General features: G+C 48.5%; 2 protein-coding genes. One reads left to right on the forward strand and one right to left on the reverse strand.

What is annotated here, in order from left to right; genetic code table 11:
• Window positions 1–12,480, forward strand: a complete 12,480-nt coding sequence (locus tag KBW69_RS00885) for a VCBS domain-containing protein (RefSeq protein ID WP_257279568.1) — start codon at window positions 1–3, stop codon at window positions 12,478–12,480.
• A gap of 297 nt (window positions 12,481–12,777) precedes the next feature.
• Here the strand turns inward: KBW69_RS00885 and KBW69_RS00890 are convergent, their stop codons facing one another.
• Window positions 12,778–14,271 (reverse strand): Fic family protein, encoded by a 1,494-nt coding sequence (locus KBW69_RS00890; RefSeq protein WP_257279569.1) that lies wholly within the window; start codon window positions 14,269–14,271, stop codon window positions 12,778–12,780.
• Window positions 14,272–14,359 lie beyond the last annotated feature (88 nt).

Genomic DNA, 14,359 nt, shown 5'->3' on the forward strand with positions numbered 1-14,359 from the left:
ATGAGAAAGCTGGTCGTTCCATCTGAAGGCGCCAGAATCGGGAAAGTTTCAGGCGTTGTCTGGAAGCTATCACCGGATGGTTCCCGTCAGAGAATTTTTCCTGAAGACACCGGCACCAGGCTGTCCTCCAGCATTACTGTTGAAGTAGAAGATGACTCCGATCTTGAACTGATTCCAGAACCCCTGGCCTTGGATGAGCCTTTTGCAAAGACAAGCGAACCTTCTGATACTCTCAGACAAGAGCTTTCCACCACATCCGGGCATGGCCAAAGTGTTACCGCGCCTTTTGTCTTACCCTTGAGTCTGGTCCGGATTGTACCAGCAGCGGGCTTTCAAACAGGGTCAAGATCTCAAGGTGCAGAGTCTGAACGGCTGCGCTCTGGCCAGTTCAGCAATGATCGGGCACAAGTAAACGACACCAATGCTCTTCTGAAAATTGCTGTACCGATCACAGTCGATAATGTCGTCAATCTTAAGGAGTCAGGGCACCTGCTCATCACCGGTACCGTCACGGATATTGAAGACGGCCAGAGTGTTCTGATCATCCTGACGGATCAAAACGGTAAAAGCCTGCAAGCCTCAAGTACTGTTTCCGGTGGTCACTGGCAATGCGTCTTTAATGAAATGGGAGGCAACAGTGCTGGTCTTGTTGATGGCTCTGTCCTGATCGATGCTTCAGCTTCCGATCTTTTTGGGAATAGAGCCAGTGACAGCCATTCATTTATTCTGGATACCTTTGCATGGACCCGAATCAACGACGTTGACAGTATCGGTCAGACGCTACCCACAATGCTCAGTGGTCGCATAGACGGAGTCGAAAAAAGCAGGGAAATTGAACTGAGAGACACTAACCCTGTTGTGTTCCCCTATGCCAGGTTGATTCCCAATGGCGGCACAAGCTGGCAGACCCCGATTCCCGTCTCTCAGAACCTTATTGGTATCAGTCCCACTGCATACATCAGTGACCAGGCTGGCAACATTGCGACAGATTACCTCCCTCCTATTGGTAACCCAATTCGAATGACCACTGATGAGCATACGGTCATTAATGTCAAACAACAAAACCCTCCCATTACCAATGAAAAGACGGATCTTACTTTTGACCTGCCATCACTGCAGAAGTACGCTCCAAAGAATCTTGAAGTGATCGATAATGGACAGGCTTACCCTCTGCGTTGGCAAATATCAGACAATTCACGTGTTCTTAATGGAATATACTCCGTTAACGGCAAGGAAAAGATAGCCATTCACTTCCAGATGCCTGCGCGCGGCTCCGGTCTGGCTGAATTTACCCTTGATGCACCACTAAAGCATCCTGACGGTCAGGGGCAGAACAGTATCCGTTTTACCCTTCCTTATCTGAAAAGTGATCTCATTACTCAACACCGCTCTCTGGCCGGTCAAGAAATTGAAGTGACCGACGATGTGCCTGTCGCAAAAGTCCACGCGGCGGTGGATTTGATAGAAGGCTCCTTAGCCAGCTGGCACCAGAGAGGCAAATTATTCACTAAAAATGATGCCGGGAATGATGATGCAAGATTGACCGCTGTCAACCAGAAGGCCATAGAAGACTACCCTGCTGAAGCCTCTGGAAACAGGGCTGGCTGGAATAAGCTGACAGGACAATACGGAAACTTCTTTTTCCGGGCGGACGGTCGCTGGTTTTACAAGGCTACGCCAGGTCAGTTGCACCCAGGGGGCAAATCCCTGAGTGAAACGTTTGAGTTTACCGTGACCGATTACGATGGGGATGATTCATCGGCCAGTATTACTTTCGATGTTCTGGACGGCACTGCCATTTCTACTGCCGATATTTTTTTCATAGCTGACCAGGAATGCCAGTCACCACCCGCTGCTGACAGTGGGATAGTCACCTATTTCAAAGGTTCAGACACTATTGCCGAGAACAGCCTGACTTTTGATGCAGATGCGACACTCTCTCAATTCAAACAAGTCCTGTCAGGCAGAACGGTTACCAGCAGTGGCATAGCTCTCGATCTCAGCAGTCTTTATCCTGACCGTCAAGAACGTAATCTTAAGCTGAAAACAGTCGATGGAAAAACAGTCGTACAATTCTGGCTGGATTCGGTGACAACGAACAGCAAGGGGGATGTCAGCGCCCGTATCTCGGTTCTACAGAATCTCAATCTTTCAGTAACGGATGCAAAGGACACATCCGATCTGATTCTCCCGGTCATCACCCATGCCCTTGAGATCAAGGATGATATGGCAGAAGGTATCGCTTATATCACCATGAAAGATGGCAGACTCGAAGCCCGGGACGACACAGGGTCCGTTATTGAAAGTCAGAAGCTCAGTGGCAATGTTATTTCAAACGACACGCTCTGCTCGCACGTTGCTCAGGTATCAGAACTCTTTATTAACGGCCGTTTTCTTCCTTCAGGAACGGACAGCCACTTCCTTCCGGAAAAAACGATTCAAACACTTAAGGGTGAGCTTCGTGTTGAAAAGGACGGGTTCTGGAGTTTCAGCAGCAGGGATTCGCTGAATCAGTCACAACCTCAGCAACTTCCGTTCAAATACACCCTTATTGCTATTGATGGCCATAAAACCGCAGCCACTTGCACTATTGATGTAACGGATGGCGCCCCTCCTGCCGGCGGATTTTCATCCAGTCTCACTTTCAAAGAAGCCGGGCTACAAAACCCTCCCCTTTATCCCGTTGTCACTAACAGTAACAAGGTCATCATCTCTGGAGACGGTTCAGACCCCATAGCTTCTTCAAGCCTGGTATTCAGTGACAGCAATGCCAAAGATTTATCGGGGAAATACTTCTCTGGTCATGTTCCGGTTATCTTCACGGTTTCTGGAAAGACTCTCACGGGTCTGGCGGCAAGTACAAAAGTACTGGACGTCGAGCTGATCCCGGAAACCCAAACTGGAAAGGATCTCGAATTCAGCTACAAGGCAACACTCTATCAGCCTCTGGAGCACCCGAAAAACAACGCATTAGATATGTCTTTAACGGTCAATGCTGCTGATATTGACGGCAGTCCATTAGTAAACCACGGAAGTCTTTCTCTCACTATTCAGGATGGCGCAGACTTACAGTTTTCAGACCAGGAAATGGCTACTCTGGATGAATCCGCCCTGATCAGCCAAGCTATGATACAAGGAACTGCAAAGCTGCTGATGACCCCGGGCTCCGACAAAATTGACACGTCCAGCTGGAAGTTTTCGTCAAATCAGCCTGGCTTGCTCAATCTTAGCTCCCTGGGACATTCTTTGCTCTTCGAAACCGGGACCACCAATAGAGCCATTCAACTCAAAGATTCATACACTAACAAGCAGGTTCTGAGCCTGACGCTGGATAACCTGCCTTCAGAACAAGACAAGTCAATGCTTCAGTGGACGGCTAAATTGCACCAGCCAATGGATCAGAATCGGGGGTCATGGCCAATACAGCTGGCGGTTGAGGCCGCTGATATGGACAACGACAAGATTCAGGGATGGTTTTTTCTGGACATCAGCAATGATCAACCCAAGGCTGTGGACCACAGCTTCAGGCTTATCGAAGGCGAGGATATTTCCAGCAGTCAGGAAGGGACTCTATTCACACTTGAACAGGCAGGAGCAGACCTGGGTAAGATCACCGCCATCAATGGCACTGAGCTGACTTCCAGTAGCGACTTTCAGGTCTTCCCCGGAAAGCTTGGAAGCCTGTCAGTAAAACCTGACGGCACCTGGCAATATCAGGCTCTGCCAAACCTGATTCATCCACCAGAAAATATTCTATCAGAGACGTTGACCTACACACTGACCGATTCGGATAGTGATCAGTCCAGCGCACAAATTACTTTTACCGTCGAAGATGGGACACTGCCTCACTTTGATCCAACCAGTGCTCCGATTCCCCCCTCAACCGGGAGTCCTTCAAACGTCTCCGGTGAATTAATGACTCTGGATGTCAATCAGGAGTGCAAGCCCCTGTCTCAACCTGACAAGGGCAGAATCACTGTCATTAAAGGCTCAGACAGTCTGCCAGTCGATCAATCTCTGCAATTCGATCCGTATAAAACCCTTGAGTTGTTCAGGACGGCTTTAACCAGCAGAAGCCCTCAGAGTAATGGTCACCCGATAGACCTGTCAGGTCTGAATCAGGACGCTGACAACCACCGCCTTGAGCTCAAAACCGACGAAGGTAAAACCGTTCTGCTGATCACTCTGGAGAAATTTTTTCCAGATCCCGGCACCGGAAATCTGAAGTCTGAAATTCACGTTCTGCAGGAAAACGCTTTTCAGGTAAGCGGTACTGAACCTGTCATTATGCCTGTTTCGTTAAAGGCTATTGATCATGATGACGACACCGTTCGTGCAACTGTCGATCTGAACATGATTGATGGCACTGCAACCGCCGTTGATGACTATGAGGATGTTACTGAGGGAGAGACCGTCACTGGTGACCTGGTGGACAATGATGAAACCTGTATGGACACGACAACCGTCATTGCTGTCAATCTTGGCTCCCGCGACAACACCCCAGGGAACGACCCCGAAAAAATCTTCACTTTCCCACCCGGAACACCGCTTACCACAAAGTATGGATTGCTGATGGTCAATAAAGACGGCAGTTACCGTTTCGATGCCAGCGACTCCCTGAAAAATAATCCTGATTCGGTCCAACAAATTTTCTCTTACACCTTGCAGGATGTTGAGGGCCACAAGGATCATGCCAGTGTCTATATCTCTATTGTTGACGGAACGCCACCGGAAGGCCAAAACCTGGGAAAAATAAGAATGACTGAGGGGGAAGTTAGCGGGCAGAGATCCTATCCCGTCCATGGCTCACTGCACAGTCTTTTATCCGGAGGTTCAGACCCGGCTGATCCAAACAGTGTCCGCTTTGCTGGTCAGTTTGGCGACCTGAATAACAAACTGACATCGCTGGGCGAACCTTTGTCCTTTACCCAGGAAAAACAGTCTCTGCAAGGCAAAACGGGTGCTGGAATAACAGTCCTGTCTATTTTCACTCACCTTTCGATGGCTTCTTACAGCAAGGATACACCCGTCACTCATGAAGTGCAGCTGTTCAGACCGCTGGATCACCAGGGCACTGGACAAATCAATGAGCTTGTCAGTGTTGATGGGACTGACATTGATCTGAAGTTACCCATGACCTTTTCCGACTTTGATGGCTCACTCACAAAGAAAACAGGGCTTTTGGAGATCAAAATCAAGGATGGAATAATGCCGAAAGTAACGAATATCACCAAGATAGGCATCGACGAGAAAAACATTCCTGTCAAAGATTCTGAGTCCGTGACTCTGGAACCGGGGTCTGACCCGATAGCACCTTCCAGCCTGCGATTTGCAAACAATCAACCGGGCCTGTCGGGTCTTTTCAGCAATGACCAGCCACTGACTCTGATTCGGGATAATGACCAGTCTCTCAGGTTGGTCATCAACGAAAACCCTGTTATTCAGGTGCTAACCATTAAACTCGAGGGTGCTCCGGCGCCAAATGCACCATCAAAGGTCCGGTGGTCCGTTCAAATGGACAGTCCAATGGATCAGGATCAAGGCCAATGGCCCCTGGAGATTGCGGCAGAAATCTCGGACTCCGATGGTGACATCACAAAGTTTACTCTGGCTGCAGATATCAGAGACAACATCAGTGGTCTCGATATTCTGGTGATTACACCTGAATTAACATTGATTGAGCCCCTGCTGGATGCACCTTCGCCGACAACCGATATGTCATCAGCCATTGTACACGCTGGCACTGATAACATAGAACAGGTTCATTTCCTGACACCTGCTACTGATAGCCAGAACCGGGCCATTGATGACTCAGGCCATCCCCTCCTGCATGATGGATTACCTATTCACTATAAGACAGAAGCCGACCAATCGATTCAAGCCTGGGCATATAAAAATGGAGCTCCGGACCAGAAGGTTTTCACCCTTACCTGTCAGGACTGCCCCAGTTCGGGCAGCCCTATCCTTGCTAATACTTTTGCCACTGTTCATCTGAAGATTGAATGGTTCACCTTCCTTGATCATCAAGATGACAAGGGACAAAAAGATAATTTAAAACTGCCAACGACCGTGACTGCGATAGATACTGACGGTTCCGGGGTTCAGGATCAGATCATCCTGACTCTGACTGATGGTACTTTACCGGTGCCCGGGGATCCCCGGTCACCCGATCCTGCAGTGGACATTAACCGAGGTCAGGTAAACACCCTTGAAGCAACGCTTGATTTTGCCCCCGGTTCTGACCGGGTCATCCCCGATATTGAGCTCAGCGATCTGCAAAGCAGACTTGAGGGGTTCAGCTCTGATGGGCATCTACTGAATAAAATAGAAAAAGCCCCTGACGGTTCTATTAATGTTTATCGTTCAGACAATCAGCTTGTGTTTACCCTGAAAGGCAAAGCACTACCCGGCAATCAGGCAACACTGGAAGTCAGACAGCTCGACAATATTGACCACTTGCCAACAGCTTTATTTCCAGAGTTTGCGGAAACCAGGACAGTCTTTATAAAGGTCTGGCTGCATGACTCTGATGGTGACGAGAGTAAAGAATACAAAATCATCCATATTGATATTAAAGATACCACCCCTTCTGCTTCACCAGACCATTTCAACAATGGCAACCCTCTGGCTCGTGAAGGTCAAACCGTCCCTCTGGATAAGAATCGTGGACTGATGACCAATGATCAACTGAACGCCGATGCAGACAATGCAAGAGTAACAGGGCTGCATTATCCACCTTATGATCATCAGATTCCTGCTGGTTCATCAATAGCAGTGGACACCCCCCTGGGCAATCTGACCGTTTTCTCTGACAGCCAATGGTCTCTGAATACACGAACATGCATTGATCATAGCGGCGGCAGAGACAGAACGGAAACCTTCCAGTACACGATTATGGATGGCGATCAGGACACTTCCGCTTCGGAAGCCTCGATCACAATCAGAGACCTTGATGCGCGCTTTCGAAGAATACAGAATGCATCAGGCATTGAAGACCAGGTTTCCCCGGTGCCTGTGAATTTTGAAATATTGCTGGGTGATACAGACCGTGGCGAAACAATCAGCCAATTATGGGTTGTTGAGCGTTCACTGCAAAAGGGTCAATTGACTTACAAGGGCCATCCGCTCCCGACAAGTGACGGAAAGATTACTATACCTTCTGAAGCCTTAGCGCCTTCCCGGGAGGACTGTTATCGTTTCTTTACCTCAGTTGAACTGGGTTATCTGCCACCCGCGAATGGCTCTGATTACAGCTTCGCCCAAAATAAAATCCGATTGAGACTAAAAGCTGATATCAGCAAAAATCCCGGACCCGATCAGAGCATCAGCAGTCTGCTGAAAATCAACATCAGCGGGGTTGCAGACAAGCCATTGTGGAACAAAGGTAAGGACATCGACTATTTTACGACAGAAGAAGATCATCCTCTGACGTTAACGGGTGCTGGCGCCCGGTTGCAGGATACTGACGGGTCCGAAACCCTTTCATACGAAATACTGGGCATACCAGAACACTCCACTCTGAAACTAAACAGCACAACCCTCCTGGCTGGACACATCTTAACGACATCAGAGATTAAGCAAATAGAAGTGGTTCCGGACTCTGACTGGAGTGGGAAACTGTTAATACCGCTCAAAGCCAAGGTCACTGAGGCTCCTCCCTTCTCGGTCCAGACAGCTGAGGTTGAACATACTCTGACTGTGGATGTACAACCCGTAGCCGATCAACCATCACTTTCCGTTTCTCCGGCAATGGCGGGGGGCACTTCAGCCAGAGTTTCAACTCTGGAAGATGGCAAGACTCTGGTGGCCAATTATCTCCATGCAAAGCTTTCGGATATGGATGGTTCAGAGCAACTGTTTATTCACATTAAACCCATGGTGAACCCGGGAGAAGATCCCGGGAGCTTTTGCCTCGAACAAACAGATGGAAGCTGTGATCCTCTAACCACTGGCAAAAACCCGAATGCCATAATGCTGCCGGATGGCAGCGCCGAAATCGCTTACGATCACTTGTCCGATCTTGCTTATCAACCCGCAAAGGATCGCAGTTCTGCAAACTTTGCTGACCTTCGTTTGAAAATCAATGCGGTCAGTAAAGAAGACTCTCAGCAGGGGGTTGTCCCCTCTGCTGAAAAAGCCGTTTCTGTAGATAGGTATCTTGTGCTCAACATAAAAGGGGTTCCCGATGCTCCCTCGGTCACAGGCAACGCTGTCTGGATATCAGACCCCCAAAATGGATTTTCACTGACAGGCACGGGTCAGGAGGATCATGCATTGCCTATACAGTTCGATATCAGGTCTTCTGATATCGATGGGTCGGAATCCCTGAATGTCCTTCTGGATACCGCTCTTCTTTCCAATCGGTTTATGATCAGGGACTCTCTGGATCAACAGCCTCCTATTGCAGGTATTTCCTCTAACAAGCCTGTCTATCAGGTCAGTCAGAATGATCTGAAAACCGGAAAATACAGCATCATCCCTCCTCTGGATTACGCCGGTGAACAGCGGCTGACCCTGAAAACCCTGATCATCGAAAGAGACGGTGCCCATTCCGTGTTTCCCATTGAGTTGACCGCAAAGTTCCTCCCAATTGTCGATACTATTGGCGAACCCGTGTCTTACAGTGGTCGGGAAGTGGATCTGCTGCCTGACCATAAGGGGTTCTCAGGCGGTGCTGCCTTAACATTGGAAAACATCAAACTGAAAGATACTGATGGCAGTGAAAGCGCCCGGGATATCAACAGAGTTCAACTGCCTGCCGGATTCCTGCTTTACCAGAAAAGCATTGCTAACTATTCCCGTCTGGACCCAGACCAACCTCTGGCCAGTCAGCTCGGTGGCAGGGATTCATTAATCGAGGCTTTGCGCCAGAAAACGCTGGTCATTGTTCCCGAAACAGGAGGCAATATCGACACCGACTTTCCGACAGCCAGTCAAACCGCTACAGACTTCACTTTCTACCCGTTGATTCGTGACCAGCAAAACAATCTGGAGACCACCAGCGAAATCACCATGAAGGCAACCATTCGCTGGACCGGTGAAGTCGACGGTCCTACTTCTTCGCCGGTCAACAATGATGAGAATACACGCATAGAATATCCCACCGGCAATTCCTTTACAGGGCCGGATATACCTCTGACGGATTATCAGTTTAATTCAACCGACACGGATCAGAGCGAGCATGTTAATCAAAACAATCCTGTTTTCAGGATTGCTTTGCTGGACGCCGGGGGCCGGCCTCTGAGTAGCGGCTGGCATCTGTCCGACAGTAATCCCAACATCTTGACGTATAATGGCAATGAATGGTTGGTAAGCAAAAACAGCCTGACAGGAACGACTCTTCATATCTCAATGAAGGGTCATTATGAAATGAAGGTGGAATCACTCATCACTGATATTGGCGACCTTGAAGCTCGCTCGGCCCGTTTTAATGTGATCAACAACCAATCGTCGGTGGATAACCCTCCCCATGATCCCGGCGAAGTCTTTACCTGCGCTGATGGCATCAAGACAGATGAAGATAACATACTCCCTCTTATCGGTTGCGTTGATCCTGCAAAAGCTGTTTTCAGTCATGAGACCACAGCATTTCGGATCAATGCTTCCGATCTGCCTCCGAACTGGAGCCTGAACGGTGACTACACAAGGTCATGGGGTGAGAGTGGCGAGACAATCAGTTACCTGATTATTCCCGGCAGCCTTCCCAATATTGTCGTTAAACCGGCCAGAGACTTTTCCGGACAGCAGGTCATTCCTTTACAAATTCTTCAGCGCAACAATATCAGTGATCAGACAAAAATCAGTTCACAGGATCTGCTTTTCAAGGTCAGTCCAATAGTTGACGACAACCCGGAACTCAGGACAGACCCGCAAGCCAAAGGCTCTGAATGGATCGGAAAAGAGCAACCCTGGCCCATGAATCTGAAAATAAATCCGGCGGATATTGATGGATCTGAAAGAGTTATAAGTGTTGAACTGGTTCCCCCAACAGGCATTCAATTACAAGGCACCGGCCTTTCATTTGATGGCGCTCGATATACACTCACCCGGGAGCCCGGTGAGTCTGTCGATGCATTTAACCAGAGACTGGCAAGTATTCATTTTATTCCTGCCAAGAGTATTTCAGGGAAGGTATCTGTCACTGTTGATTTCAGGATTCAGGACTATGCACCCGATATTAGCGAGTCCCGGGAAAAAGATTTCAGCCGACAGCTTGAGCTGGAGATTATACCTGCAAATAACTGTGCATCCCTGACCTCTCCGGCAGCAGAAGGTGATGAAGACTCTGATATTCTGCTTTCTGGTCTGCAGGCAACTCTCAATGACAATGACGGCTCAGAGGCCCTGTCAGCCCTCATCGAAAACATGCCCAACGGCGCAACCCTGTCAGATCAATCGAATAACCTTTTGCCTGCTAACGGTAATGGCAGCTGGCAAATTCCTGCCAGTCTGATCGACAGCGCCGGTCAAATTGCTCCATTAAATCTAAGGCCGCCCCTTGATTTCAGCGGTGAGCTGAACCTGCAACTAACCACCTACAGTCATGAGCAGTCTCTGACCACATTCTGTACCAATATGAGCCCGCTCCCGGTGAAAGTCCGTCCGGTAGGGGATGACCTGACTCTAAAAGAGCTGACAGAGAGCAACGGCCATGAAAATGTTGCCATAAACTTGCCATTGGATATCAGGATCACAGACACTGCCTCAGACCCCACTGATCATCCTGAAGTGATCGCTGTATCGGTCAAAATACTCAGCAGCAGTGACCCGACCATTTTCCCAACGGAAAGCAAAGCTGAAAAGCCCTATATAAAAACGCCTGATGGCCTTCAGGCTCTATTTATCCAATCAGGAACAGAGATCGAAGCCAGACTTGAAACAACCACCACTACTTTGCCTCATTTGATCTATCAGCCCGGAGATGGACATGGCAAAGCAGATCTTCAGATTACGGCTCACTCCGTTGATAACACTGACGGTCTCGTTCCCGGAGAGGGTTCAGATGTCAGCCTCCAGATCAAAGTTATAATAACACCCGCATCAGACAAGCCTGACTGCCAGATAGAATACGACAACATCACTGTATCAAAAAATGTTCCGGTACCTCTTGGTATCAAAGCGGCTGTGGTGAACCCGGCTCTTCAGGTCAACAACCTGGTCAAAACTGAATTGTACGTGCTTCTGGAAAACCTGCCACCGGCTGCATCGCTGATCAACAGTGTTACGGGCCAGCCATCAGGAGTACCATCGACCTCACCTTCTGGCTGGGCACTGACAACCAGCGAGCTCAGTGAGCTTGCCATCATAAATCTGCCCACAGGTCAGTATGACCTGCAATTGAAAGCCGTTTCTGATGTTGCCGATGGTGCACCACAGCAAAGTACAATCCAGAATATTTCAGTCACAGTGACTCCGGAAACAGCCAATATTCAAACGTCCGATAAAGATGATTTTGTATTGGGTGGTGACAAAGCTCGAACCATAAACGCTCAGGGGGGAAATGACACTATTGGAGCAGGCTTGGCCGGGAACACTGTCATTGAAGGGTCAGGCAACGGGCAGATTTGGGGGGGTGAGATTAACAAAAATGGTGATGGAAAAACCGACCACTTCGTCTGGCAGAAGGGTGATGAAGGTGTCGGCGGAGCCTGGGACAATATCATGGATTTTGAGCCCGGTCTGGACAAAATTGACCTCTCGGCCATGCTCAATATCCAGTCTGTCTGGGATACATCGAAACTATCCAGCCAGTTGGTGATCACTGAATCCGCCAATTATAATGCAGTGATTTACTGGACCGACGATGGCACTAGCGGGACATCGTCTTTTAACATCAATAATGGCGACAGTGTGCAGGTTTCCGGTTCCGTCAAACAGCTGATCTATCTCAACAGCCTGGCTCTTAATACCCTCATTCCCGGTGGCGATAGCATGACCCCAGCACAGAGACTCAGCGCCCTTGTAGAGTCCGGCACCCTGAAGGTATCTAACCAATATGGCCATGAAGGTTCTGATGTACTGCGCGATAATGTCGGAGGCCTGACTCTTGACGCCGGTGGGGATGACGATGTGCTTTACGCCCACTTATCAGGCAGTAACCTGATAGGAAACAGCGGTAATGATCAGTACATTCTGGGGAGCAGTACAGATACATCTATCTGGAAGAAAGGGCATGAAGGCACAACCATTAATCCAGCTTCCGATATTTTGAAAAACTTTGCATCTGTGGACGGCAATAAGGATGTTGTGGATATCGCCGAGCTTCTGCCCCGAGAAGCCAGCAAAAATCCGGAGCGTTATCTGAAACTGGAGCAAGACAGTAGTAATAGTTTGCTTAAAGTAGCCACTGAAAACCCTGACGAATGGACACAATTCATTGTGTTTGAGGACACACTGCTTATTCCTGATGGACGATCAGCTGATGAAGCACTGAGGCTAATGATTGAACAGGGACAACTGCAAACCCATGTCGTTATATAAAGCTTTTCAAAGTAAGGGTGGTGAAGGACAGTTATACAAAATCCGCCTTCTAAATATGATATCGAGCAAGTCATTTTGAACAGCTGAGCAAGACATAATGACGAGTGCGTTTTTTCATTTGCCCTTACCTAGCAGCCTGTCGGACTTAAGGCCGTCCTACTGCGGTTGCAATAAATTGGTCTAAAAATTCCTGCTTCTTCGTCAAATAGCTCGCTATTCTCCTCAGAAGCAGAAATTTTTATCCTCAATTTCTTGCAATCCTCGCTACGGACGCTTAAGTCCGACAGGCTGCTAGCATCAAGGTGGATACTCACCACCTAATTGCCGGATCACCTGGTTAAACTTCGCTATCCCGACATCAGGAATTTTATCAGCACCATGACTTTCCAGGTCTTGCCGGGCCTCACCATAATCCTGCCAGTTGATCATTGACGCTGTATAGAGATGCATTTGATGAAAGACTTTGGTGAGCGCCCGGAACTTCCCCTGTCGACTGGCCTGTCTAAATCCATTCAAATAACTGTCACGGTGAACCGTTGGCATAATCAGCTTGTGTAATCCCGCTGAGTGCATCTCGGCATTCATCATTATACGGGATAGTCGGCCATTACCATCATCAAATGGATGACATTCACTCACCAGAAACTGCATAAAAATTGCTTTTTTCAGACCTGCCGATAGCCGCTGCCCTATCTCTAGCCCTTGGGCTAATGTGCCCTGCAGTTCTTCCGGCGTGACGAACAGGGTATCTCCCGCTTTATTTGGTTTCTCTTTAAACACCCCCGGACGCTTTTCCATACGGTGATCCATCATTAGCGCATGGCGTGTTTTTAGCAGCTGAATGAACGTCTCAACCGTATCCGGTGTTGCCAGCATCTCCTGATAATCACTGACAAGATCATAGACAGCCATAATATCGTGACTATCTTCATGGCGGTTATTGATGGATTCACGGGAGAACACAATCGTTTCTGCTTCATCAATTTCAAACTCTGTGCCTTCTATATAATTTGAAAAATAACTTTCAAAAAAAGCCAGATTCTTCCAGCTGCGTCCTTGGTAGTCATAAGGCATTTCGTCAAGTTCGCAGCGATTAAGATAGTTTGCCAGTCCGGCAAACAAATCTACTCGTTCAGAATCAAACGGTTCTCTCTGTGCAGTCGCGATGGCCAGTCGGGTTTGCAATGCTTCCGCCGGATTATGAGTTGCCAAAAGAGCACTGACCATTTTATTGAACTTTTCAAACTCCTGCTCCAGCGCAAGGTCGGTAGCCAGATCCCGGGCTTCATCTCTTAACTGGTTTAACCGAAATTCACCTCCTCGCCTCAGTTCTTTGCATAGTTGCTGTTCAACATACTCAGCCCCCAAAGATTTTACGACGTTGGCAGTTGAACGGGAGGGAGCAAGATTTTCCAGGCACTGCCGGGCCAGATTACTTCGGAATAATTCTGGCAGAAACTGTTCGCGACCCAGTGCAGGCTCCCCCGGCATCACTTCAATCACCATCCCGGCACCCACTATAACCCGTCGACGTTTACTGACCCTGGCAATGATAAACACAGACCCATCGGCAGGCTTAAGTTCACATGCAGTGCGAAAGGCGATCAGCACATTCTTCCCGAAAAGATAAGAGACCACTTCATACCAACGGTTTGCCAGAAGTTGCGGGATAGCCTCATAATCTGCATCTGTGTAAATTCCCCGGCGTATCCTGGTTAGTTCACCCTTTTGCACCGCCAGTGCATATTTTTTGGCTTCACTGGCCGTATTTGAGAAAAAAAGCTTTGGCATTTAGTCCACACTTATTTCATTTTATGGAGATAAGTATAGATTAAATACTGGATAGAGCCAGAATAACTATAGACTAAAGGTAATAAAT

This window comes from Endozoicomonas sp. ISHI1 (assembly GCF_024606225.1).
Taxonomy (GTDB): Bacteria; Pseudomonadota; Gammaproteobacteria; order Pseudomonadales; family Endozoicomonadaceae; genus Endozoicomonas_A.